The organism is Nocardia sp. CA-120079 (assembly GCF_050955745.1).
In the GTDB taxonomy this organism is placed as follows: Bacteria; Actinomycetota; Actinomycetes; order Mycobacteriales; family Mycobacteriaceae; genus Nocardia.
On the sequence record NZ_CP192088.1, the window covers coordinates 2,513,414 to 2,535,612 of the forward strand.

General features: G+C 66.1%; 22 protein-coding genes. 12 read left to right on the forward strand and 10 right to left on the reverse strand.

Annotated elements, in window-relative coordinates; all coding sequences use genetic code 11:
* The first annotated feature begins 625 nt into the window (after window positions 1–625).
* The 4 genes from ACQPYR_RS11590 (at window position 626) to ACQPYR_RS11605 (ending at window position 4,234) form a co-directional block, all read left to right on the forward strand.
* Complete coding sequence (locus ACQPYR_RS11590; protein ID WP_433630986.1) at window positions 626–1,057, forward strand: hypothetical protein; 432 nt, start codon at window positions 626–628, stop codon at window positions 1,055–1,057.
* Between the two features lie 258 nt (window positions 1,058–1,315).
* Window positions 1,316–1,828, forward strand: coding sequence for a hypothetical protein (locus ACQPYR_RS11595; protein WP_433630989.1), 513 nt, complete (start codon window positions 1,316–1,318; stop codon window positions 1,826–1,828).
* A 171-nt stretch (window positions 1,829–1,999) separates the two neighbouring features.
* On the forward strand, window positions 2,000–3,238 hold the full coding sequence (locus tag ACQPYR_RS11600) for a hypothetical protein (RefSeq protein ID WP_433630992.1): 1,239 nt from the start codon (window positions 2,000–2,002) through the stop codon (window positions 3,236–3,238).
* 18 nt (window positions 3,239–3,256) lie between these two features.
* Window positions 3,257–4,234, forward strand: a complete 978-nt coding sequence (locus ACQPYR_RS11605; protein ID WP_433630995.1) for an AraC family transcriptional regulator — start codon at window positions 3,257–3,259, stop codon at window positions 4,232–4,234.
* On the opposite strand, the gene ACQPYR_RS11610 is transcribed toward ACQPYR_RS11605, so the two are convergent.
* Window positions 4,200–5,405, reverse strand: a complete 1,206-nt coding sequence (locus tag ACQPYR_RS11610; protein WP_433630998.1) for a cytochrome P450 family protein — start codon at window positions 5,403–5,405, stop codon at window positions 4,200–4,202. The two genes, ACQPYR_RS11605 and ACQPYR_RS11610, sit on opposite strands and share 35 nt — an antisense overlap.
* Window positions 5,406–5,597: 192 nt before the next feature.
* Here ACQPYR_RS11610 and ACQPYR_RS11615 point away from each other — a divergent pair, with 192 nt between their 5' ends.
* The gene (locus tag ACQPYR_RS11615; protein ID WP_433631001.1) at window positions 5,598–6,233 is read left to right on the forward strand and encodes a class I SAM-dependent methyltransferase; all 636 of its coding nucleotides are present in this window, start codon (window positions 5,598–5,600) and stop codon (window positions 6,231–6,233) included.
* Here ACQPYR_RS11615 and ACQPYR_RS11620 read toward each other — a convergent pair.
* The 7 genes from ACQPYR_RS11620 to ACQPYR_RS11650 all read right to left on the reverse strand — a co-directional run bounded on the left by ACQPYR_RS11620 (window position 6,230) and on the right by ACQPYR_RS11650 (window position 12,777).
* Window positions 6,230–6,826, reverse strand: a complete 597-nt coding sequence (locus ACQPYR_RS11620) for a DUF4126 domain-containing protein (protein ID WP_433635103.1) — start codon at window positions 6,824–6,826, stop codon at window positions 6,230–6,232. The two genes, ACQPYR_RS11615 and ACQPYR_RS11620, sit on opposite strands and share 4 nt — an antisense overlap.
* A gap of 18 nt (window positions 6,827–6,844) precedes the next feature.
* Window positions 6,845–7,642, reverse strand: a complete 798-nt coding sequence (locus tag ACQPYR_RS11625) for an ABC transporter permease (protein ID WP_433631004.1) — start codon at window positions 7,640–7,642, stop codon at window positions 6,845–6,847.
* Window positions 7,643–7,644: 2 nt separating this feature from the next.
* Complete coding sequence (locus ACQPYR_RS11630) at window positions 7,645–8,547, reverse strand: 2-aminoethylphosphonate ABC transporter permease subunit (RefSeq protein ID WP_433631007.1); 903 nt, start codon at window positions 8,545–8,547, stop codon at window positions 7,645–7,647.
* Window positions 8,548–8,608: 61 nt separating this feature from the next.
* Window positions 8,609–9,796 carry an ABC transporter ATP-binding protein gene (locus ACQPYR_RS11635; protein WP_433631009.1) on the reverse strand — a complete coding sequence of 396 codons (1,188 nt, stop codon included), beginning with the start codon at window positions 9,794–9,796 and terminating at the stop codon, window positions 8,609–8,611.
* Window positions 9,797–9,823: 27 nt separating this feature from the next.
* A complete protein-coding gene (locus ACQPYR_RS11640) occupies window positions 9,824–10,891 on the reverse strand; it encodes a 2-aminoethylphosphonate ABC transporter substrate-binding protein (protein ID WP_433631012.1) in 1,068 nt (355 codons plus the stop codon).
* 62 nt (window positions 10,892–10,953) lie between these two features.
* Window positions 10,954–11,640 carry a phosphonatase-like hydrolase gene (locus ACQPYR_RS11645; protein WP_433631014.1) on the reverse strand — a complete coding sequence of 229 codons (687 nt, stop codon included), beginning with the start codon at window positions 11,638–11,640 and terminating at the stop codon, window positions 10,954–10,956.
* 9 nt (window positions 11,641–11,649) lie between these two features.
* Window positions 11,650–12,777: a TIGR03364 family FAD-dependent oxidoreductase gene (locus tag ACQPYR_RS11650; RefSeq protein WP_433631017.1), complete on the reverse strand. Its 1,128-nt coding sequence runs from the start codon at window positions 12,775–12,777 to the stop codon at window positions 11,650–11,652.
* A 135-nt stretch (window positions 12,778–12,912) separates the two neighbouring features.
* Between ACQPYR_RS11650 and ACQPYR_RS11655 the strand changes: the two genes are divergently transcribed.
* Both ACQPYR_RS11655 and ACQPYR_RS11660 read left to right on the forward strand, forming a co-directional pair.
* Complete coding sequence (locus ACQPYR_RS11655; protein ID WP_433635104.1) at window positions 12,913–13,635, forward strand: GntR family transcriptional regulator; 723 nt, start codon at window positions 12,913–12,915, stop codon at window positions 13,633–13,635.
* Between the two features lie 122 nt (window positions 13,636–13,757).
* The gene (locus ACQPYR_RS11660) at window positions 13,758–14,165 is read left to right on the forward strand and encodes a hypothetical protein (protein WP_433631020.1); all 408 of its coding nucleotides are present in this window, start codon (window positions 13,758–13,760) and stop codon (window positions 14,163–14,165) included.
* Between the two features lie 43 nt (window positions 14,166–14,208).
* Here ACQPYR_RS11660 and ACQPYR_RS11665 read toward each other — a convergent pair whose 3' ends face one another.
* Window positions 14,209–15,219: an LLM class flavin-dependent oxidoreductase gene (locus ACQPYR_RS11665; RefSeq protein ID WP_433631022.1), complete on the reverse strand. Its 1,011-nt coding sequence runs from the start codon at window positions 15,217–15,219 to the stop codon at window positions 14,209–14,211.
* Between the two features lie 143 nt (window positions 15,220–15,362).
* Between ACQPYR_RS11665 and map the strand changes: the two genes are divergently transcribed.
* From map to ACQPYR_RS11680, 3 genes are all read left to right on the forward strand, one after another.
* Complete coding sequence (map, locus tag ACQPYR_RS11670; protein ID WP_433631024.1) at window positions 15,363–16,226, forward strand: type I methionyl aminopeptidase; 864 nt, start codon at window positions 15,363–15,365, stop codon at window positions 16,224–16,226.
* Between the two features lie 181 nt (window positions 16,227–16,407).
* Window positions 16,408–17,961 carry a cobyric acid synthase gene (locus ACQPYR_RS11675; protein WP_433631027.1) on the forward strand — a complete coding sequence of 518 codons (1,554 nt, stop codon included), beginning with the start codon at window positions 16,408–16,410 and terminating at the stop codon, window positions 17,959–17,961.
* A gap of 200 nt (window positions 17,962–18,161) precedes the next feature.
* Window positions 18,162–18,725 (forward strand): alpha/beta hydrolase, encoded by a 564-nt coding sequence (locus tag ACQPYR_RS11680; RefSeq protein WP_397046632.1) that lies wholly within the window; start codon window positions 18,162–18,164, stop codon window positions 18,723–18,725.
* On the opposite strand, the gene ACQPYR_RS11685 is transcribed toward ACQPYR_RS11680, so the two are convergent.
* A complete protein-coding gene (locus ACQPYR_RS11685) occupies window positions 18,705–19,772 on the reverse strand; it encodes an alpha/beta hydrolase (protein ID WP_433631030.1) in 1,068 nt (355 codons plus the stop codon). The two genes, ACQPYR_RS11680 and ACQPYR_RS11685, sit on opposite strands and share 21 nt — an antisense overlap.
* 260 nt (window positions 19,773–20,032) lie before the next feature.
* Between ACQPYR_RS11685 and mqo the strand changes: the two genes are divergently transcribed.
* Both mqo and ACQPYR_RS11695 read left to right on the forward strand, forming a co-directional pair.
* Window positions 20,033–21,535 carry a malate dehydrogenase (quinone) gene (gene mqo, locus ACQPYR_RS11690; protein WP_433631032.1) on the forward strand — a complete coding sequence of 501 codons (1,503 nt, stop codon included), beginning with the start codon at window positions 20,033–20,035 and terminating at the stop codon, window positions 21,533–21,535.
* 107 nt (window positions 21,536–21,642) lie between these two features.
* The gene (locus ACQPYR_RS11695; protein WP_063045533.1) at window positions 21,643–22,092 is read left to right on the forward strand and encodes a GNAT family N-acetyltransferase; all 450 of its coding nucleotides are present in this window, start codon (window positions 21,643–21,645) and stop codon (window positions 22,090–22,092) included.
* Window positions 22,093–22,199: the final 107 nt, after the last annotated feature.

Genomic DNA, 22,199 nt, shown 5'->3' on the forward strand with positions numbered 1-22,199 from the left:
CAGCGCACTCGGCAAGGCTGCTTTCATTTGTTGCGCGGGGCGGTGTCGTCCTCGGCCGTGCTCTCCCGGCAAATGAACCGCTCGGTCGGTTTTCTTTACCGCCCAACGGATTTGGGTCAAGTGCAGATTGATGGCCGCTGCGCGCCAGAACGGCTCGGTCGATAACCGATCGGCGGGTGCGCCCGCCGCGGACCTGGCTGCCGCAGAGTCGGCCAGTCCGAATCACCGGCTTCCGTCGCGGGCCCCTCGGCATGATCGAGGACGGCGTCGATGTGCCTTCGGCTCGATGTGGCCAGTTCTGCACCGCGTAGTCGAGTTCCGGCAAGTATTGAGTAAGTGCTGGTGGGGCAATCGGCAGTAGGCCGACGCCGCGATGGCCAGCATGCTGAGGGCGAAGGTACTCGTGCGGTTTCGGCATCGCCGAATCAGCGGCGAACCGAGCGGCCGAGCCGATCCGTAGTTCGAATGCACATGCGAATATGCTGTGCGGCCCTGAAACTTCGACGACAGGTGTGGCCGGCACGGGCGGGGGTGGCTTTGGATCGAGCCGAGGTTAGGTGTGCGGCTATCGTTGCGCGCGAACGAAGGAAGGCCATTCTCGGGAATTAGTGAGTGAGGATCACCGATGTCGTATAGTCCGCCGCCGGAACCGACCAACCCGGGCCGGCATTCCGGCGCGGCGGCTCCCGGCCCGAACGCCGGATATTCCGCGCCCATCCCGCCCGCGCCGTATCCGCCTCAGCAGCAACAGCCCTGGGTGTACACCAACGCCTCCGGATGGCAAGGCGGCCCACCGCCGACCGATCAGCGGCAGGGGCCATGGCTCGCCGTCGGGGCCGTGCTCCTCGGCATAGTCGGTTGCGTACTTCCGTTTCTGCCGATCGACCTGACCGGCGTGCGACCGTTGGTCGGTCTGCCGTTCGCGATTGCCGGACTTGTTCTCGGGATCCTGGGCTGCACCGGACAATATCGCGCCAAGGGTTTGGCGGTCACGGGAATCATCGTGTCCGTTCTCGCGCTCACCGTCGCGCTCATCATGCTGCCCCAGCTGTTGTGAGCAGCAAGCTCAACGGCGTACGCGGCACCATCGGGCCGAGTCGGCGAGTCGTGTAATCGGATTCGATTGTCGGGTCGCGGCGTTGTGGTTGGGCGTATCGGCCGATGACATCGCTCGGTGAGCGCGCAATTGGCGTTGCGGGGCAGAGAATTTACGCTGAGTGACAGCGCGGCGACGAAGACGAGCTGAGATCGTACTGTGGCAATGACACTCGACCCGACATCGCACGTGATCCTGCGATCGAAACCGGGAGGTGCCGTGACCGCGCTCGCATTGGTGTTGCGCCGCGCCGAATTCGCCGCCGATCGGGTCGTCGGCATCGACGGCCGCACCCTCGCATGGCGCCAGATCCCGGCGCGCGGGGTTTGGCAGAGCTGTCGGGAACTGCTCCTGGACGTCGCGGGGGACGACGAGATCACCGCGGTCGGCATCGCCGCCGCCGGGCGGATGCGCATGCGCGCGGGGGTCGTCGCTCCGGCTGAAATCCTGGAATGGCGTGGGGGATTCGGCATTGTAGCGGCAGTGCAGCGGATGTTTCCCATCGCGGCCGTGCAGTTGGCACCCCGCAGCATGTGCGCGGCACTGTCCGCGCGCGGCGTCGGCGTAGCGGCATCGGAAGACGTGCTGACCGGCGCCGGATTGCTCGCCCTGCTCGCCGAGGATTACGCCATCCGGCATTCCTCGGCACGCGATCACGGTATGGAACCTATCGGCCAGCGCCCCACCGGACGGTGGTACCCAGCGGCTTGCGTCCGGCCGCGGCCGCGGTGAGCCGCCGTCCGGTGCATTTGTCGACAGACCTGTCACCCGCAGGCAGCCGCCTCGTCAATTATGTTCCGAGGCACAGAAGTTATGTTTTCGGGACGGCCGTGATTACATGAGTTCGATTGTCCGGCACGATATTTGCTGCATAGTGCCGCGTTCGACCGACAGGCAGGCAGAATGGCATCTGGATTTCCCTTCGCGCAGCTGACTTCCAACCAGCTGACCTATTCGGAGCGCGACGCGGGTTACCGACGGCTGCACGCGTGGCCCGAACCCAGCTACCATCATGATTCCGGGCTGCACTTGGTGTGGCGCTACGACGACGCGCGCGAACTACTGGAAGCCACGGCACCTGAAATCTCGAATGCGCAAGCACTGCAACCATTGGTCGGTTTCGGACGTATTGCCGCGAACCCGCGTGCCGTGGGCCATCTTTGTCGGCATTTGCTCCCGCCACCGGCCAAGGCGACTGCGGATCTGACCGACGACATGCTGCACCGCCGGGTGTGGGCCACCATGGCGGGGCCGACCGGATATTTCACGGTGCCCGCGGATATGCGATCCGAGCGGGCCGATGCCCTCGCCGAGCATTTCCGGCGGTCGTTGCCGATCACGCGGGAGACAACCGAACCGCTCGACGTGACTGCCCTGTCGATTACCTACGCCACCCGCGTCATCGGCGAGACCATTGGCCTGCCCCAACGAGATTGGCCCGCGGTGGCTGAATGGAGCGATGCTCAGTCGGGCCTGCTCGGTCGGTGGATGCGCGGACGCGAGTTGGCCGACGCGGTCGGCGCGCTCGGCCGGTTGTTCACCGTCAGCGGTTCGGCGGTGGCGCACAGCCGCCGGCACGCCACTGGCTTTTCCGGGCATCTGCTCGCGGCCGGCATTGCGCCGAGAGTGGCGGTCTCGGTGGTGGCGAACTCGCTGGCGGCCGGTGTGCACACGGTCAGCGGCAGCATTCAACAGGGCGTGCAGCGGCTGCTCGACGACCCGGATCGGCAGTGGTGGAAGCTGCTCGGCGAATCCGCCGGTGCCGCCCGCGTCGCGGCCAAGGTGCTGCAGCTCGATCCCGGACTCGTCGGTTGGAAGCGAAATATCTTGCGCCCCATCAGTTTACGCAGTGGCACCCGACTGCAGAGAGGGCCGGTGCTGGTAATGTTTGCCGCCGCCAATCGCGATCCGCGGGCATTCGCGGATCCGCTGGCCATCGACAGCACCGGAAAAATGCCATTGACCTTCGGATTCGGTAGACATACCTGTCCCGGAAAGCAACTGGCACAGCTGGCGGTGGAAGTGTTCCTGCGCGAACTGCACAGCCACACACCGCACGCGCAACTGGTCGCGCCGGTGCGGTCGGCCCGATCGCGTCCGGGCGACCTTTTGTTCAGCGGAGCGGATATTGTTATCCGGTGAGGTGATCGGGGTGTCGACATGATCTGTGACGAACTGCACGTGACCGGCGTCGATGAATGGACCGCCGTGGCGAACAGCATCGTTCCGATGGATCACCGGTATCGAGACCGGGACCGGTGGCAGGTCACGCTGATCACGCAGCACACGGGGAGCTACAACCTGCTGCGCTGGGATCAGCCCGGTGATCGGCTGGCCTTCCGTACGCCGTCGAATATCCGCAGGGGACCTGCCGACGACTTCTACTGGCTGGTGGTCCCCGAGCGCGGCACATTCACGGTCGCCGACGATCGCGAAATCACCCGTGTCGCACCGGGTCAGGCAGTGCTGATAGGTTTGGATCAGGCCCTGCGGCTGGGGGTGCCCAGCTCGGTGGCATTCGGCTTCCAGATCCCACGCACCGAAGTCGACCACGCGATATCACCGCTCGGCGCACGCCGTCCGGTTTTCGATCTCGACTCCGGACTCGGGCGGATCACCCGGAGCGTGATCCGCGACACCCATGCCGAGCGATCCCGGCTCACCGGTCGTCAGTTCAATGCCGTCTGCGACCGGACCACCGAACTGCTGTGCATGATGGCCGTGGGCGACAGCACCCCGCAGCGGCCCCAGCTGGCCGAGACGGCCGAGGCCGTGCGCCGGTACGTGCGCGACAATATCGGGGTCGCCGACCTCCGGCTCGCCGCGGTGGCTCGGGCATTGAGCTGGTCGCCGCGGCAGTTGCGCACCGCGCTGGAGCAAGCCGGAACCACGTATCGTGAAGTGCGCCAGGATGAATCACTGCGTGCGGCGCGCGCCTTGCTCGAAAGCCCGAGCACGACACTGACCATCGGCGAAATCGCCGCGCGCAGCGGATTCACCGTCACCTGGTTCTCCGCCGCGTTCAAGTCGCGCTACGGCGAAACGCCGAGGGACTTCCGTAAACGCCGGCTGGCAGAGACCATCGACCAGCCGGCACCGGTGGTCAGTCGGCCGGATGCAACCGCACCGGCAGAGTGAGCGGGCCCGCGGTCATGAACTGCGGGGTGACCGGAAGCAGCGCCGAATCCTGAGCGAGGCGCAGCATCGGGAAGCGGTTGAATAGTGTCGACAGCGCGATGCGCGCCTCCAGGCGGGCCAGCGGTGCGCCCAGGCAGACGTGCGGCCCCCTGCCGAAGGCCAGCTGACCCCGGTGATCGTGGTCGATGTCGAACACATCGGCGTTCGGGTATTGCTCCGGGTCTCGCCCGACATTGCCGTTCCAGATGACGATCGCGCCCGCGGGCAGGTCGACTCCCGCGATGGTGACATCCTGCTGGGCATAACGGAGGTTGGCGCTGTACACCGGGGACCGGTAACGCAGTGCCTCCTCGACCACGTCCGCCCAGCGGTCCTCGGCGAGGGCCTTGTCCAGCTGCACTGGGTTCTCGCACAGTGCGACGATCGCATTGGCCAGCATGTGCACGGTGGTCTCGTGGCCGGCCATGATCACCAGCCACAACATGTTGACCATATCGTCGGTGGTCACGTTGTCGGCGTTGGCCGCCAGCATGGCGGAGGTGAGGTCGTCGCCCGGCTCGCGCCGTTTGGCCTCGAGGAATTCCGCGAGGAACGCCAGCATCTCCGTCATGGCGGCCTGCATCTGCTCACCGGTGCTGGTCTGCGACATGAGGGTGGTGGCCCAATCGCGGATCCGTGACCGATCGGCCTCGCCGACCCCGTACAGTTCACAGATCACCCGCACCGGGAACGGGAGGGTGAATCGCGGGACGAGATCGAATTCGTCCTTCTCGTCGGCGAAGTCGTCGATGAACTCCGTGGTGATCTGCTGAATCCGGGATTCGAGTGCGGCGACCCGAGCCGGGGTGAACGCGGCGCTGATTGTCCGGCGCAGCCTCCGATGGTCCTCGCCGTCCTTGTTCAGCATGTGGTCGATATCGGTAAACGCGCGCATCGGCCAATCCGCCGGAATAGTGCCGTCGTGCAGGGCCGCGCAGTTCTTGGCGTTCTTGCTGAATACTGTGCCGTCGACCGCCAGAACGTCGGTCACCGCCTTGTGGCTCGCCGCGACCCAGGCCGCGACGCCGCCGGTCAACTCGACCGGAACCACCGGCCCGCGCTGCGAGATTCGCTCATAGGTTTCGATAACCGTTTCTCCAGCGGTCGGCAGCTGGATGACCGACTCGGTCATTCTGTCTCCAATGGTGTGATCGTCGGATGGCATCCCCGTCCATCCGAATCCGGGCCAGGTGAGTGTCGATCACCCGGCGCACCGCGGGGCACCCGATCGAAATCCTCTGCTCCGCAACGGAATTTTGCCGGGATCGGAACATAATTTCGGGCTCGGAAGCACCTTCGGCAGACGCGTGGCAAGCTGTCCGGGATGGGCAAACTCAATTGGAGTCACAACGCGTACTACCAACGGTTTCTCATACGGCAGCTGCCCACCCCGTGTACCCGGGTGTTGGACGTCGGTTGTGGGGCTGGGGGTTTCGCGACGGAACTCGCGCGGCGTGTCGAGCATGTCGATGCGATTGATCGGTCCGCGGTGATGATCGACGCGGCCAAGCGGGCTGTGCCGGAGAATGTCCGGTGCATGCTCGGGGATGTGTTGGCGACGCCGCTGGCAGAGGGCGCCTATGACGCGATCGTGTCGATCAGCACGTTGCACCATATGCCGCTCGATGAGGTGCTGCCGGTTTTGGCGCGGGCATTGCGGCCGGGTGGTGTGATCGCTGCGGTGGCATTGCCGCGGCCCGATCTCCTTCGGGAATTGCCGGTCGAGTCGGTGGCGGTGATCGGGCATCGGTTGCTCGGGATGGCGTTTCGGATCCTTCGGACGCGTGGACGGGGGAGTTGGTACGCGGTCGAGGAGACCCATGATGTCATGCCGGTTGTGCTCGATCCGCCGCTGACGACGCGGCAGGTGCGGGCGCGGGTCGCGGCGGTTCTGCCGGGTGCGCGGGTGCGGCGGCTGGTCTTCTGGCGCTACTCGTTGGTGTGGCGCAAACCCGCCTAGACGGCCGCCATGCGTTTGGCCTCGCGCCGTTGTCTGCGGCGAATGCGGTAGCGGCGTATTCGACTCGCCAGCAGATAGACCAAAAGCACGCCGATCACCAGCAGCGTGCCCGCACAGACGGCCGCCACGACCGGGTGGAAGATCGCGATGGTGACGATGCCGCCGACGGTCAGATCCTCGATGAGGCTCATGATGATATTGCTCGCGGGCTCCGGCGAGGTGTTGATCGCCATCCGTGTTCCGGCCTTCACGAGATGGCTTGCCAGGGCGGTGGTTCCGCCGACCGCGCCGGCCGCCAGTTGGGGCAGCGATCCGTCCTGGCCGGCGAGCAGTGCTGCGACGACCGCACCCGATGCCGGGCGCACTATGGTGTGTACCGCATCCCAGAAGCTGTCGAGATAGGGGACCTTATCCGCGACGGCCTCGATGAGGAACAACACACCGGCCGCGATCAGTACATCGGTGCGCTGCAGTGCCTCCGGCACCTCGTCGGACAAGCCGGTCACGCCGAAGATGCCGAGCAGCAGGACCACCGCGTAGGCATTGACCCCGCTCGCCCAGCCCGCGGTGAAGATCAGGGGCAGTGCTGACAGGGGGCCATCGTATGGTGCTCAGCGCAGCGCGGCGCGACCACGCAGCCGACCGAGCGCGACCAAGGCGACCAGTGTCACCGCCAACAGCAGGCAGGTACTCGCGGCCGCGTCGAATACCTCACCGCGATCGGTGAGCCCGAATATGGTGACCGGCAACGTTTTCCAGGTGGCCGGATAAACCATGACGGTCGCGCCGAGCTCGCCCATCGACAGCGCGATCGCCAAACCCGCGGCAGCGCCGAGCGCGGGCAGCAATAGCGGCAGCGTCACCTGGAACAGCACCCGAACCGGACCCGCACCGAGGGATTCCGCGGCCTGCCGGTAGGCGGGATCGAGCCGATCGAGTGCGGCCGAGACCGCGCTGAAGGCGTAGGCCAGGACGAGCACCGAATGTGCCACGATGACAATCCATTTGGTGCCGCCCAGCAGTAGCGGCCGCTCGTTGAAGGCGATAAGCACGCCGAGGCCGATGGCCACCGACGGCACCGCCACCGGCAGATGGAAGACCGCGTCGGTGAGTTTGCGCCACCAGCCTGGGGCCTCGCGCGCGGCAAGTGCGGTCCAGGTACCCAGGATCAGGGCGACCCCGCCGGAGAGCAGTGCGGTCTGCAGACTGACCGAAAGACTCGCGGCCTCTTGGCCGGACAGCGCTGCACGGAAGTTGGCTACGCCGAGATTCGAGGGCAGCGGTCCGGTCCAGCTGCCCGCCAGCGCGGCCGCAACCACCGTGGCGATCGGCGCGACGAACACCACGACCACGACAAGGGCGAAAACCGCCAACACGATTGCCCGGCCACGACGCGTCCAGACCAGCATGGTCAGCTCTCCCTTCCGGTGCGGCCGCCGAAGCGGGCGAAGATCAGCCGGTACCCGATATACAGGCTCAGCGACAGCAGCACCTGCACCGAGGCCAGTACTGCGGCGCCCGGCAGGTCGAAGGTCACGATGCCGCGGGTGTAGATCAGCGCGGGCAGGGTTGTCACGCCCTTCGCGCCGGTGAACAGCACGATGCCGAATTCGTTGAGCGTCAACAGCAGAACGAGGCTGCCGCCCGCCGCCAGCGCCGGCCATGCCTCCGGCATGACCACCTGACGCAGCACCCGCCACGGCGATGCGCCGAGGCTGGCCGCCACATCCAATTGTTCGCGCGGCAGTTGAGCGAATCCGGCCAGCAGCGGGCGTACCACGAACGGCGTAAAGAAGGTGATCTCGGCGAGGATCACACCGAGCGGTGTGCTCAGGAAATCCAGCACCGGCGTCTTGTCCCCGGTGATCCTGGCGATCAGCGCGTTGACAGCACCGGCGGTGCCGTACAGAAACGTGAAGGCCAAGGTGATCAGGAACGACGGCAGCGTGAGCACCGTATCGATCAACCTGCCGACCAGCGCCGAACCCGGAAACGGCACGAATGCCAGCACAATCGCGAGAAACGTGCCGAGCACCAGACACCCGAGGGTCGAGCAGACGGCAATGGAAATGGTGCGCCACAACGCATTACGGAACGATTCCGAGCCGAGCACCTGCGACCAGACGGCGGTACCCCGACCGTCCTCGGTCTCGGTCGATTCGGCGAGTACCCGCACTATCGGATACACCGCGATCAGCAACACAACGAGTAGCGGCGGGAGGGTCCACAGCACCGGTCGCCAATTACGCCGCAGCGTAGTCGGGGGCGACCCATCGTCGGTGATCTGCGGTTCCAGCAGGGCAGAAGTAGTCATGCCTTGGCCTCATCGCCGCTCGGCTCCGACATGCCCATGGAGGTGAGGCCCGCGCCGCCCCTCATCTCGGCACGCCCGGCTCGTGCGCGGCCGAAGTCCCTGCCGTCGGCGGGATCAAGACTCCGGCCGGGTCCGGGAACCGTACGCCGACGATCGCGCCGACCTCGGTATCGAGATGGCCGGGCACATCGGCGGTGATCCCCTCACCCAATCCGTCGACCGTCAGCCGCAATCGCGTCGAAGCCCCACGCCACACATTCGATACAACGATGCCGCGTACCGCATTCCGCTCGGAGGTGGCACCGATCTGCACAGTATGCGGACGCACACAGAGCAATCCGAGGGCGTCCACGCCCCAACCGCCGGGGGTATCCGGTGCCTCGGCCCGCAGCGTGAAAGTCCCGACGGTAACCAGCGCTGCGGTGCCGGACGTTCGATTCACCATGCATGGCAACAGGTTTGCGCCACCGAGGAAAGCCGCAGTGAAGTCGCTCGGCGGTCGCCGCCACAGATTCTCGGCGGTGTCGATATCGACCAGCCGCGCGTCACGCATCACCGCGATCCGGTCCGCCAAGGCCAGCGCCTCGGTCTGGTCATGGGTGACATACAGCATCGCCGTATCCGGCAACGCTTTTCGCAACTCCTGCAACTCACCGAGCATCGTCTGCCGCAACTGGGCATCGAGCGCGGCCAGCGGTTCGTCGAGCAGCAACACCTTCGGCCGGATGGCCAGCGCACGCGCGATCGCCACCCGCTGCTGCTGACCACCGGACAGTTCACGCGGCAACCGCTTGGCGTAGGCCGCCATGCCGACCATTGCCAGGGCTTCGGCCACCCGCCCGTCGATTTCCTTGCGCGGCACCCGATGCGCCTTCAATCCGAACGCCACATTGTCGTGCACCCGCATATGCGGAAACAGTGCATACGACTGCACGACCACACCGATCCCGCGCTTGGCGGGTGACAGGTCGGTGACATCGCGCCCGGCCAGCCGCACCGCGCCCGAGGTCGGCCGGACGAATCCGGCCAGCGCCCCGAGCGCGGTCGACTTGCCCGAACCGCTCGGTCCGAGGAGCGCGACCGTCTCACCGCCGGCGACGCGCAGATTGAAATCGGTCAGTGCGACCGTGGTCTTACGGCCGCGGCCGTAGCTGACTCCCACCCGGTCGAACACGATCGCGGGTTCGGTTGCGGTGGTGAGTATTTCGGCTGCGATGACCGACCTGGGATGCGCTTCGCCGACGGACATGATTGCGGCTCCTCGGTTTCAGTGGTTCTACTGCCCGGTTGCCTTGTTGTAAGCCGCCACATCGGCGTCCAGGTCCGAAAGCACCTTGGTCCAATCGACATTCACGACCTCGACCCCTTTGAGCGCGGCGCTGGCCGAGGGACCGGAACCGGTCGCCGGGGCATCACGCAGCTCCTTGCGGGCGGGCACCGCGAAGGTGTCGGGCAGCGACTTCTGCGCGTCGGCCGAGAGCAGGAATTCCATGAGCTGCTTCGCCTCGCGCTGGTGCGCAGCGCCCTTGGCCAGGCCCATTACGTACGGCACGGCCACGGTGGAGCGCTTACCGTCGGCGGCGGCCGGGAAGAAGATATTGAACTTCGAGCCCTTGTCCTTGACAGTGGTGAGGTTCATCTGCACATCGCCATTGGCGACAACCAGCTCACCCTTGTCGACCTTGGCCTGCAGCTTGCCGGTGGACGAGGACGGGCCGACATTATTGGCCTGCAGTTTGGCCAGGTAATCCAGCGCGCCCTGCTTGCCGAGCAGATTCTGCAGCAGGATCAGCACCGCGGTGCCGTCACCGGCCTGACCCGGCGTCGAATACTGCAGCTTGCCCTTGAACTCCGGCTTCAGCAGGTCGTCCCAGGTGAGATTGGTGGTGTCGACCGAGGGATTGGCAATGAAGGACAGGTAGTTGCCCGCCAGCGTGACGTACTTGCCGTCGGCATCCTTATCGCCGGCCGCGACGAAGCTGGTGTCGATTCCGCTGTCCTGCAACAACCCCGAGCTTTTGGCCTTCTGAATGAACGGCGGCAGCGTCACCAGCACATCGGCCTGCGGATTGGACTGCTCCTTGTCCACCCGGTTGACCACTTCACCCGAACCGGCCTCGACCAGGTTCACCGAAATACCGGTCTTCTTCTCGAATTCGTCGAATTGGGTCGTGTACCAGCTGCCGACGCCGTCGGCGGAGTACACGGTGATGGTCTTGCCGCCGCTGCCGGTGCCGGTGCCGCCACAGGCCGCGGTGAGCGCGACGGCGGTGACGGCGGTGACGGCCAGCGCGGTCCGGGAAATGGTGCGTGCCAGACGGCCCTGCGTGTTCGAAGTACGCACGATGACTGCAACTTTCGGTTCGTGTCGGGTGTGGAATCGAAGGGACGGGGGATTCGGGGCGATCAGGTTCGGTCGAGGATCAAGTCCGCGAATTCGGTCACCGAGGCCACCACATGGGTGGCTCCCGCCGCACGCAACTGCGCTGCGTCATGTGCGCCGGTCAGCGTCCCCGCGACGATTCGCGCACCCGCGGCCAGACCGCTGGCGATATCGCTGGTCGTATCACCGAGTACCGCAACCTGATCCACGGCATCGATACCGAGCCGCAGCAGCGCGGTCAGGACCATGTCCGGGTACGGGCGGCCGCGTCCGGCATCCGAAGGGGCCAGCGTCAGATCGGCGATCTCGTTCCAGCCCAACGCATGCAGCAGCCGATCCTGGGTGGTACGGCTGAAGCCCGTGGTGAGCGCGGCCTTGACGCCCGCCGCGCGCAGTGCGGAAATCGCATCGGCCGCACCGGGAATCGGAGTGATATCGACCTGGTCGATCAGGGCGTCATAGGCGGACTCGAACGCGAGGTTGGCGGCCCGTGCGCGCCCCTCGTCGCCGAGCAGGGCCCGGAAGACCGCGATCTTCGACTGACCCATTGTGTCGAGCACATACTGGCGGGCCCTATCGCGTTGCGGCCCTTCGGTTTCGATACCGGCACTGGTCGCGGCGGCATCGAAGGCGCGCAGTACCAGTCCGCCGTCGGCGACCGTGGTGCCCGCCATATCCAGGACGGCGAGAGTGATGTTCTTGTCCGACACGGGTGCTCCTCAGAGATTCAGCAGGTCGGCGGTTTCCGCGCCGATCGCGGGGCCGAGGGTCATGCCGCGGCCACCCGGACCGGTGACGACCCAGATGTGCGCATCAGCCTTCGCGCGGGTCACGATGGTGGCCGGATCGATGCTCTGGCTGTAGACGCCCGCCCAACGCCGCACTACCTGCGGGAGTTTGCGTCCCAGCAGTTCCTCGGTGACGGCGGTGAGGTGTTCGTAGGGTGCCTCGTCCACATCGAAGGCGAAGGGCTCCTCGTATTCGTGGGTGTCGCCGATGGTGAGACCGCCGTTGAGGCGCTGTACGCACAGCAGCTGCATCCTGTGCTCGGCGGCGATCGCGGTCTGCGATTGTTCCGCGTTCAGCACGTCCAACTCCGGACCGGCGAAGCCCGGGTAGTAGCGGAAGCTGTCGCCGTCGGCGATCGCGGTGGTCAATGGCTCGCCGAGCGGCGCGGTCTGCATCATCTGCAGCCGGACTCGGCGCACCGGGATGGTGCCGACGAGTTCGCGGGTCAGGCCGGTATGCGCGGCGCCCGGACAGACCAACACCAGATCCGCTTCGAAGGTGCGGCCATGATCGTCGAGAACCGTTGCGCCGGAACCGGTATCGGTGACCTGACGCGCCTCGGTGCTCGCATGGAAGGTATAGCGGTCCGATGCGGTCAGATATGCGCGCAGCGCGGGCAGTGCCTGCCGGGATTCGACGGCGGCATCGGTCGAACAGTGCAGTCCGGCAAGGAATTTGCCGCGCAGGGCCGGATTGATCGCGCGCACCTGTTCGGGTTCGAGCAGTTCGAAGCCGCGGGCTCCGGCATGCGTGCTCGCCGCGGCGGCCTCGGCGACCGCGAGTTCGGCGGGGGTGCGTACCAGCGTGATCGATCCGGCGGGTCGGAATCCGACACCGGGCACCTTGCCGCCGATCTCCTCCCACAGTTGCCGGGAGCGCAGCGTGAAGTCCAGTTCGGTGGCCGAGCGCCCGGAAACCCACACCAGGCCGAAGTTGCGCACCGTCGCACCACGCGCCTCGGGCTCCCGCTCCAGCTGCACGACCTCGTGACCACGGCCGATGGCGGCCAGGGCGTGCGCGGTGCCGAGGACTCCGCCGCCGATGATGACCAATCGCATGAATACATAGTGCGCAATGGTCTAGACCAACGAGTGTTGCTCGCGCGAACGCTGGGTTAACAATTGGTATAGACCAATCCGGGGTAGGCTGACGGTATGGACACATCAGGTGCGACGAGAGCCGAGGCCGATGAAATGCGCGGCGGGCGTATCGATTCGGTGCCGCGGCTGCCGAAGTCGTACCTGGTGCGCACCGAACTCGAGCAGCTGCTGACCGATCTGGAGGAGGGCGACCCCGTCCCCTCCGAGCGCGACCTCGCGGTTCGATTCGAGGTCGCCCGCGAAACCGTCCGGCAGGCGCTGCGAGATCTATTGGTGGAGGGTCGAATCCGCCGCCAGGGCCGGGGGACGGTGGTGTCCCGGCCGAAGATGGTGCAGCCGCTGTCGCTGCGCTCCTACACCGAGGGGGCCATCAGTCACGGCCGTGTGCCGGGCCGGCTGCTGGTCGGTTGGGGCGACGTCCCCGCCGACGCCGATACCGCCCGTGACCTCGGGCTCACGCTGGGCGCCCCGGTCATGCACCTGGAACGCGTACTCCTCGCCGACGGCGAACGCATCGGCCTGGAGAGCACCTTCATGCCCCTCGACCGGTTCGGTCACCTACGGGATACTTACGATCCGACGACATCGCTCTACGCGGCGGTGCGCGCCTCGGGCGTGGTACTCGGCAAGGCCACCGAACGCATCGAAACCGTCCTTGCTTCCCCGCGCGAGGCCGCCCTGCTCGAGTGCACCACGGCCCTACCGCTGCTACTCCTGCACCGGCGCAGCGTGGACCAACAGGGTGCGCCCGTCGAACGCGTCCGCGCGCTCTACCGGGGCGACCGCATCGCCTTCGAAGCGCAACTCGGCGGATAGGCACTTGGGCTACATCCACGCTCGCCGCGACGGCTCGAGCCTCGGTACCGCGTGGCGCGAGTGCGATCGCTGCGGCCGAGATCTGTTGCGCGCGTGAATGGTCGGCCAACTACGCTGTGCCGGTGTTTGCCCTCTACAGTGCTGCGATCGCGATCGTGACCGGTGCCACCTCGGCCTGGATCGGCTACTACTTCAACATCCGCAAGGACCGCTTGCAGTGGGACCGCCAGCATGCGACACGATGGGACGGCGCCCGGCGGGAGGCGTACGTCGCCTTCGCCGCGGCCATCAAGCACGAGGTTCGGCTGCACACCAAGATGGCGGCGGGCACACATCCGGACCTGTGGCCGGGGCATGAAACCTTGGCAGTGTCGGAAGGCTGGCCGATGCTGGTCGTCGCCGAGGATGCGCGCGCCGATCTGCTCGAAGCGATCCTCTTGCTCGCGGACGGTCCGACGGTGGCGGCGGCACGGGCCTGGCAGCAGAAAGTGTGGGACCTACGGGTACTGCACACAGCCGCCCATAAGTGATACCGCTTCGGTACCACTGTTGGCGAGGCGGCGTTGTGCTGGCTCAGCGCACCTGGGGTGCGACCTTCGCGCCGAGCAATTCGATGTTGTGCAGCACCTTTTCGTGCGGCAGGGTGCCGACGCTGGTGTGCAGCATGAAGCGGTCCAAGCCGAGGGTGTCGCGGGTGTCGGTGATCTTTTCCGCGACGTAGTCCGGGGTGCCGACGAAGAGGGAACCGCTCTGAGAGCGAAGGGCATCGAACTGTGCGCGGGTCATCGGGCCCCAACCGCGTTCGCGCCCAATGGTGCTCATCGCTCCGGCGTACGGCGCGTAGAAGTCGGCGACGGCCTGCTCGTCGGTATCCGCGATGTAGCCGTGCGCGTGTACCGCCACCGGCTGCTTCTCGTGGCCGCCCTCTTCGAGTGCCCGGTGGTACAGATCCACCAGCGGCTTGAAGCGTGCGGGCTGGCCGCCGATGATCGCGATCGCCAGCGGGAGGCCGAGCAGCCCGGCGCGAACCACGGATTCCGGGCTGCCGCCCACCGCGATCCAGACCGGCAGCGGCCGGTTGTCGGTGCGCGGGTAGATCACCGCATCGCGCAGCGGGGCACGGAATTTGCCGTTCCAGGTCACCGGCTCGTCCGCGCGAATGTGCAGCAGCAGCGCTAATTTCTCCTCGAAGAGCTCGTCATAGTCGCTCAGGTCGTAACCGAACAGGGGGAAGCTCTCGGTGAACGAACCGCGTCCGGCCATCAGCTCGGCGCGACCGTTCGAGAGTCCGTCCAGTGTCGCGAAATCTTGGTACACCCGTACCGGATCGTCCGAGCTCAGCACGCTGACCGCGCTGGTCAGCTGGATGCGCTCGGTCCGTGCCGCGATCGCGGCCAGCACGACCGCCGGCGCGGATGCCGCGAAATCCTTCCGGTGATGTTCGCCGACGCCATAGACGTCGAGTCCGGCGCGCTCGGTGGCGACCGCCTCGTCCACCACCTCGCGCAGCCGTTCGGCCGCGGTGGGCGCCGGTCGGTCGCCGACCGGGTACAGCTCCGCGAAAGTCGTGAGTCCCAGTTCCACAGCTCGAGTCCTGTTCGTGTGAAGTTTCTACGTCAACCACTAGCCTAAACGGACCGTGGTCCGCGACTATTCCTTCGGTTGACCGCGCGTTCGCGGCGCAGGCAAGGACAGTGCGAGATGACCGGTGCGGATACTCTTGTTCCATGTCAGTGCGTACCCGCCAGCCGCTTGTTCCCGGCACGCTCTCGCCCACCCGTGAGGTTCCGCGCTCGATCGAGCGTCCGGAGTATGCGTGGAAGAAGACCGTGAACGAGGGCCGTGAACCCTGGGTGCAGACTGCCGAGACCATCGAGAAGATGCGGATCGCGGGCAAGATCGCGGCGCAGGCGCTCGAGGAGGCGGGCAAGGCGGTCGCGCCCGGTGTCGCCACCGATGAGCTGGACCGGATCGCACACGAGTTCATGTGCGATCACGGTGCCTACCCATCGACGTTGGGGTACAAGGGTTTTCCGAAATCGTGCTGCACCTCGCTGAACGAGGTGATCTGCCACGGGATTCCGGATTCGACGGTGATCCAGGACGGTGACATCGTCAATATCGACGTGACCGCCTACATCGACGGCGTGCACGGCGACACCAATAAGACCTTCCTGGCCGGTGATGTCGACGAGGAGGTGCGACTGCTGGTCGAGCGCACGCACGAAGCGACCATGCGGGCGATCAAGGCGGTGCGGCCGGGCCGGGCGCTCAATGTGATCGGGCGCGTCATCGAGTCCTACGCCAACCGCTTCGGCTACGGCGTGGTGCGCGATTTCACCGGGCACGGCGTCGGCCCCACCTTCCACAGCGGCCTGGTCATCCTGCATTACGACCAGCCCGCCATCGAATCGGTCATCGAGCCCGGTATGACCTTCACCATCGAGCCGATGATCAACCTCGGCGGTATCGACTACGAGATCTGGGACGACGGCTGGACCGTGGTCACCAAGGACCGCAAGTGGACGGCGCAGTTCGAACACACACTGGTCGTGACCGACACGGGCGCCGAAATTCTCACTTTGCCGTGACAGGTGGACCGCGCAGTTCGAAGTTCGCGCTGTTGGGTTGTGACTGGCCCGGGCGCCGAGATTCTGACCGTGCCGTGACGGGTGGACCGCGCGGTTCGAAGTTCGCGCTGTTGGGTTGTGACCGGCCCGGGTGCCGAGATTCTCATCGTGCCGTGACGGGTGGACCGCGCGGGCTCGCGCCGTGACCAGCGCATCGACGGGCGCGCTGCTGATCGCCGGAACAACCTCCGACGCCGGGAAAAGCGTTGTGGTGGCCGGACTTTGCCGCATGCTCGCCCGGCGCGGCGTTCGAGTCGCGCCGTTCAAGGCGCAGAACATGTCCAACAATTCGGTGGTCACCCTCGACGGCGGCGAGATCGGTCGCGCGCAGGCCCTGCAGGCGGCGGCGTGCGGGCTCGAGCCGAGCGTCCGATTCAATCCGGTCCTGCTCAAACCCGGCAGCGACCGACGCTCCCAACTCGTGGTGCGCGGCAAGGCCATCGGCACCGTCGGTGCGCGTGACTATTTCCAGCATCGCCAGGACCTACGCGAAGTCGTTGCCGCCGAACTGGATTCGCTGCGCGCCGAATACGACGTGGTGATCTGCGAGGGCGCCGGTTCGCCCGCCGAAATCAACCTGCGCGCCACCGATCTGGCGAATATGGGGCTCGCCCGGGCGGCGCGACTGCCGGTGCTCGTGGTCGGCGATATCGACCGCGGCGGCGTGCTCGCGCACCTGTTCGGCACCGTGGCCGTCCTCGAGCCCGAAGACCAGCAACTGATCGCCGGCTTCATCGTCAACAAGTTCCGCGGCGATGTCGAATTGCTGCGTCCCGGACTCGACCGGCTCACCGAGCTGACCGGACGCCGCACACTCGGCGTCATTCCCTACGCGGACGAACTGTGGATCGACGCGGAGGACTCGCTCGGCACGGTCGCCGACGCGCCGGTCGGCCGTCCCAGCCCGCCGGTCGGCGCCGATTGGCTCACGGTCGCCGCGATCCGTCTGCCGCGCATCTCCAATTCCACCGATATCGAAGCGTTGGCCTGTGAGCCCGGTGTCGCGGTGCGCTGGGTCGGCGAACCGTCCCGGCTGGCCGATGCCGATCTGGTGGTGCTGCCGGGCAGTAAGGCGACCGTCTCGGATCTGGAGTGGTTGCGGCGCACCGGAATTGCCGATGCGCTACAGGCCAGAGCGGCATCCGGGCGGCCGATCCTCGGCATCTGCGGCGGATATCAGATGCTCGGGAGTCGCATCGTCGACCGGGTCGAATCGGATGCCGGGACGGTCGCGGGTCTGGGTCTGCTCGATCTGGAGATCGAATTCGCCGACCCCAAGGTGCTGCGACGCAGCACCGGGCGCGGTAACGGAATCCCCGTGCACGGCTACGAGATTCACCACGGTCGCGTCGAGCGCAGCGGTGATCCGTCCTGGCTGGAGCTGGACGGCTCGCCGACCACAGAGGGCACGGCGCGCGACGCGATCTGGGGCACCCACCTGCACGGGTTGCTGGAATCGGATGAGTTCCGTCGCTCTTGGCTACGCGAGGTCGCCGTCCACGCCGGACGGCACGGTTTCGTCGTTGCCGACAACATTTCGGTAGCCGCGATCCGCGCGTCTCAACTCGACCTGCTCGCCGACCTGATCGAACAGCACCTCGACATCGCCCACCTCGAACGCCTGCTCGCCGACGGTGCGCCCACCGATTCGCCGACCATCGTCTCTGGCTTGGGAGTCGGCAGCACACCCTTTTGATCAGCTCGCACAATCGCCGAAATGTTGTGCGTTCCTGGCTTGTGTGAACTGACAACGGTCCCGTTCTACTTGGTGCGCAAGGCGTCCCGGATTCCCAGCGCTAGGGAGAAATTGCGGACTCAGGCGTCGGTCCGGTCGTTTCCACCGCGCGCGGCCATTACGGACCGAGAAGTTGACTTCGAGCGTGTACCGTATTTCGGGTGAAATCTCGGCGGATCACGGTCGGTGACCGGGCATGGACCGTACGGGTCGACGGCCCGGAGTCTCGGCACAGCGTGCTGCTGTTGCCCGATGCCGGTGATCCGGTCGACGTCTACGACCAGGTGTGCGCGCGCCTGCACACCTCGGACCTGCGCACCATTGCGGTGGAATCGATAGCGGACCTGGATCCGGCGGGCGTGCACGCCATCCTCGACGAACTCGGCATCCCCTGGGTGAATGTCGCAGGACGCGGCGCCGGCGCGCAGCTGGGCTGGCAGGTCTGCGCGGGCGGTTTCGGCCGGTTCATCAGCCTTGTCGTCGCCGATCGCGGCCATCCCGCGATTCCGGCTGCCGACGGCACCGTCGCGGACCCCACGTGTCGTCCGGTGGAGGTCGCCGCCACCGTGCTGGTCACCAAGAATCTGCCGCGTTCGGTCGCGGATGCCTCCGGGCGCTACGTCTACGGCGAATTCCGGGTCGTGGAGATCGACGTCGACAATGTGGCGACCGAGGCCGACCACGAATTGGCCACCGAGATCGTGCTACGCACCAGCCTCTGGTGATCCGGCGGTCTTCCGGTGGAAGGCCGCTAGCCAGTCCAGCCAGCTGTCGAGTTCGGCGAAGGCCTTGGCCAGCGGTTCGGCCGAGGACAGGAAGACATCGTGGCGGGCGCCGTCGATCGGGACGATATTGGTCCGATCACCGAGGCAGCCCGACCAGCGCTGGATCTGGCGCACATCGAGCACCGCATCCGCCACATCGACGGCCGGACCGTACTTGCGCGCGAATTTCGTGATGCGCGAACGCAGAATCAACGCGGGCACGCCGACCGACAGCCCCGCCTGCAACTGGGCGTGCCCGTTGCGGATCGCGCGCAGCCAGCCGAGCCGGACCGGGAAGCCCGCCAGCGGCTTCCAATCCAGGTTGTAATCCCACTCGCCCGCGACGCTGTGGTGCAGGCTGTCGCCGTAGGAGCTGATCTTGTTACCGGGTAGCTCGACCATCGACCGGATCCGGCCGAGCATCTTGATCACCGGGGTGCCGATGGTCCGGTAGTACGACGGGCCCTGCAGATCGAACCAGGGGCTGTTGAGCACCAGGCCGACAATGCCCGACTTGGCCGTGCCCTTCGCGTCGTTGAGCCGGTTCAGCCAGAGCGACACGATGAGTCCACCGGTCGAATGCGCGACCAGCAGCACGTTGTCGCCCGCCTCTTCCTGGACGATGCGCAGCGACTCGTTCAGCTCGGCGTCGTAGAGCGCCAGATCGGTGACGTAGTGCGGCGTCTGGCCGTCGCGCAGCGAGCGACCGCACTTGCGCAGATCCAGCGCGTAGAAGCGATGTCCGCGCCCGGCGAAGTGTTCGGCGAGATGCTGCTGGAAGAAGTAGTCGGTGAAACCGTGGACGTAGAGCACCGCGGGTTCGGTGGTGGCGGCGCCGGTGTCGGGGGTGTAGCGAACGAGGGTCGCGACGGCCTCGCCCTCACCATCGGGGTCCGGACCGAGCGGCAGCGTGCGCTGCTCATAGCCCGCACCGAGGACATCGGGCTGCCATCGCTCGGTTGCCGGGGCGGTGATATCGGACACGCTGAGCGAAGCTTTATTCGTCACAAGGATCAATCTAGGCGACGTCAGGGACGTTTCGAAGGTCGAACCCAGGAAGGAATGTATGTCACATTCAGTAGGTTCGTTGCCGGACTTCGAACAGGTGAGGTGCACAATTGGGCTAGGTGAACGGCGGGTAACCTACACCTCGCCGAGTCACGCAGGACTCGCAACAACCACATAGCGCCCGTGCCCAGCAGGCCCACCGTGGGGGTGGGCGTGCGCAGAAGGACAAGGAAGTCGATCTACCCGTGCCGAACGCTGCCATGACTGAAAAGACCGATGTAGTACTCATCGGTGCCGGCATCATGAGTGCCACTCTCGGCGCACTGCTTCGGCAGCTGCAGCCGGAATGGTCGATCTCCCTATTCGAGCGGCTGGACGCGGCCGCCGCCGAGAGCAGCGATCCGTGGAACAACGCGGGCACCGGACACTCCGCACTGTGCGAACTGAACTACAGTCCGCAGAATCCGGACGGCTCGGTCGATATCAGCAAGGCCATCGACATCAACGAGCGCTTCCAGGTCTCGCGCCAGTTCTGGTCCTACGGCGTGGAGAACGGCATCCTCGGCGATCCCTCCGCCTTCATCAACCCCATCCCGCACGTCAGCTTCGTGCACGGCGCGGACAATGTGGACTACCTACGCAAGCGGTACGAGGCGCTTTCGCGGCATCCGCTGTTCTCGACGATGGAATACGTCGACAGCCCCGACGAATTCGCCAAGCGGCTGCCGCTGATGGCCAGGGGCCGCGACTTCTCCGATCCGATCGCGCTCAACTGGACCGATGAGGGCACCGATATCGACTTCGGTTCGCTCACCAGCGAACTGCTTGCCTACCTCGGCCGTTCCGGCGTCGATCTGGCCTTCGGTCACGAGGTGCGCGACCTCACCAAGCAGTCCGACGGTTCCTGGCTGGTCAAGGTGCGCAACCTGCGAACTCGCCAAACCCGGACGCTCATCAGCAAATTCGTCTTCGTCGGCGCCGGCGGCGGTGCGCTGCCGCTGCTGCAGAAGTCGGGCATCAAGGAGGCCAAGGGTTTCGGCGGCTTCCCGATCAGCGGTCAGTTCATCCGCTGCACCAACCCGGATCTGATCTACAAGCACGAGGCCAAGGTCTACGGCAAGGCCGCCGTCGGTGCGCCGCCGATGTCGGTGCCGCACTTGGACACTCGCATCATCAGGGGTCGTCCCGGCCTGCTGTTCGGCCCGTACGCCGGGTGGACGCCGAAGTTCCTCAAGGACGGTAAGAACACCGATCTGTTCAAGTCGGTGAAGCCGAACAACATCTTCTCGCTGCTCGGCGTCGGCGTCACCGAACTCGGCCTGACCAAGTACCTGGTCAGCGAGCTGCTCAAGTCCGAGGCGGGCAAGGTTGCCACGCTGGAGGAGTTCATTCCGCGCGCGGACGGCCACGACTGGGAGCTGATCACCGCGGGGCAGCGCGTGCAGGTCATCCGGCGCAAGGGTGCGGGCGGTGTGCTCGAGTTCGGCACGGCGGTCGTTGCCGCTGAAGACGGCACCATTGCGGGTCTGCTCGGCGCGTCACCCGGCGCGTCGACCGGCGTGAGCGCCATGATCGACGTGCTGCAGCGCTGCTTCCCGCACGAGTACGACGACTGGTCGCCGAAGCTGAAGGAAATGGTGCCCTCGCTGGGCGTGAAGCTCTCGGAGAACCAGGCGCTGTTCCAGGAAGTCTGGGATTGGTCGACCAAAACCCTGAACCTGAACGGTGTGTCGGACAACACGCCGAAGCACACCGTGATGTGAGCGACGGGCTCGGAGGCGGTGGCTCGCGTAACCACGCAGGGCCCCGCGAACATCGCAAATTGGATACAGCGGTCGCGCGGATCGCGTAATTGTGATAGCAAGACGCGATGATGTCAACGGTTGCACTCAAACGGTCCTGGGCGCTCGATCTCGACACCGCCACCCTGTACCAGCTGTTGAAGCTTCGCGTCGAAGTATTTGTCGTCGAGCAGAAATGCGCGTACCCGGAGCTGGACGGTTTCGACCTGCTGCCGGAGACGCGCCATTTCTGGCTCGATGACGAGGGCGAGATCATCTCGACGCTGCGGTTGACCGAGGAGCACGAGAACGGTGTGAAATCGTTCCGCATCGGCCGGGTGTGCACGTCGGTTCCGGCGCGTGGACACGGGTACACCACCCGGCTGGTGCAGGCCGCGCTCGCCGAGGCGGGTTCGGCGACCGTGCGCCTGAGTGCCCAGACCTACCTGGTCGACTTGTACGCCAAGTTCGGCTTCAAACCGGACGGCGACGAGTTCGAAGAAGACGGCATCATGCATCTGCCCATGCGCAAGGGCTGAGTTGTTGGCCGCGCCTTCGGCGCGGCGTGTTCGCGGCCCCCTGGTGTCTCGCGTCCGAGCCGTCGAGACTCGCGACTTCGTCGCATGCGCTTCGACGGCTCGGACGC

Bases quoted from the DNA above. Each gene is read 5' to 3' on its own strand.
- ACQPYR_RS11600 (WP_433630992.1), top strand. From the start codon at position 2,000: ATGGCATCTGGATTTCCCTTCGCGCAGCTGACTTCCAACCAGCTGACC.
- ACQPYR_RS11695 (WP_063045533.1), top strand. From the start codon at position 21,643: ATGATGTCAACGGTTGCACTCAAACGGTCCTGGGCGCTCGATCTCGAC.
- ACQPYR_RS11615 (WP_433631001.1), top strand. From the start codon at position 5,598: ATGGGCAAACTCAATTGGAGTCACAACGCGTACTACCAACGGTTTCTC.
- ACQPYR_RS11590 (WP_433630986.1), top strand. From the start codon at position 626: ATGTCGTATAGTCCGCCGCCGGAACCGACCAACCCGGGCCGGCATTCC.
- ACQPYR_RS11610 (WP_433630998.1), bottom strand. From the start codon at position 5,405: ATGACCGAGTCGGTCATCCAGCTGCCGACCGCTGGAGAAACGGTTATC.
- map (WP_433631024.1), top strand. From the start codon at position 15,363: ATGTCAGTGCGTACCCGCCAGCCGCTTGTTCCCGGCACGCTCTCGCCC.
- ACQPYR_RS11635 (WP_433631009.1), bottom strand. From the start codon at position 9,796: ATGTCCGTCGGCGAAGCGCATCCCAGGTCGGTCATCGCAGCCGAAATA.
- ACQPYR_RS11605 (WP_433630995.1), top strand. From the start codon at position 3,257: ATGATCTGTGACGAACTGCACGTGACCGGCGTCGATGAATGGACCGCC.
- ACQPYR_RS11650 (WP_433631017.1), bottom strand. From the start codon at position 12,777: ATGCGATTGGTCATCATCGGCGGCGGAGTCCTCGGCACCGCGCACGCC.
- ACQPYR_RS11625 (WP_433631004.1), bottom strand. From the start codon at position 7,642: ATGCTGGTCTGGACGCGTCGTGGCCGGGCAATCGTGTTGGCGGTTTTC.
- ACQPYR_RS11655 (WP_433635104.1), top strand. From the start codon at position 12,913: ATGCGCGGCGGGCGTATCGATTCGGTGCCGCGGCTGCCGAAGTCGTAC.
- ACQPYR_RS11630 (WP_433631007.1), bottom strand. From the start codon at position 8,547: ATGACTACTTCTGCCCTGCTGGAACCGCAGATCACCGACGATGGGTCG.
- mqo (WP_433631032.1), top strand. From the start codon at position 20,033: ATGACTGAAAAGACCGATGTAGTACTCATCGGTGCCGGCATCATGAGT.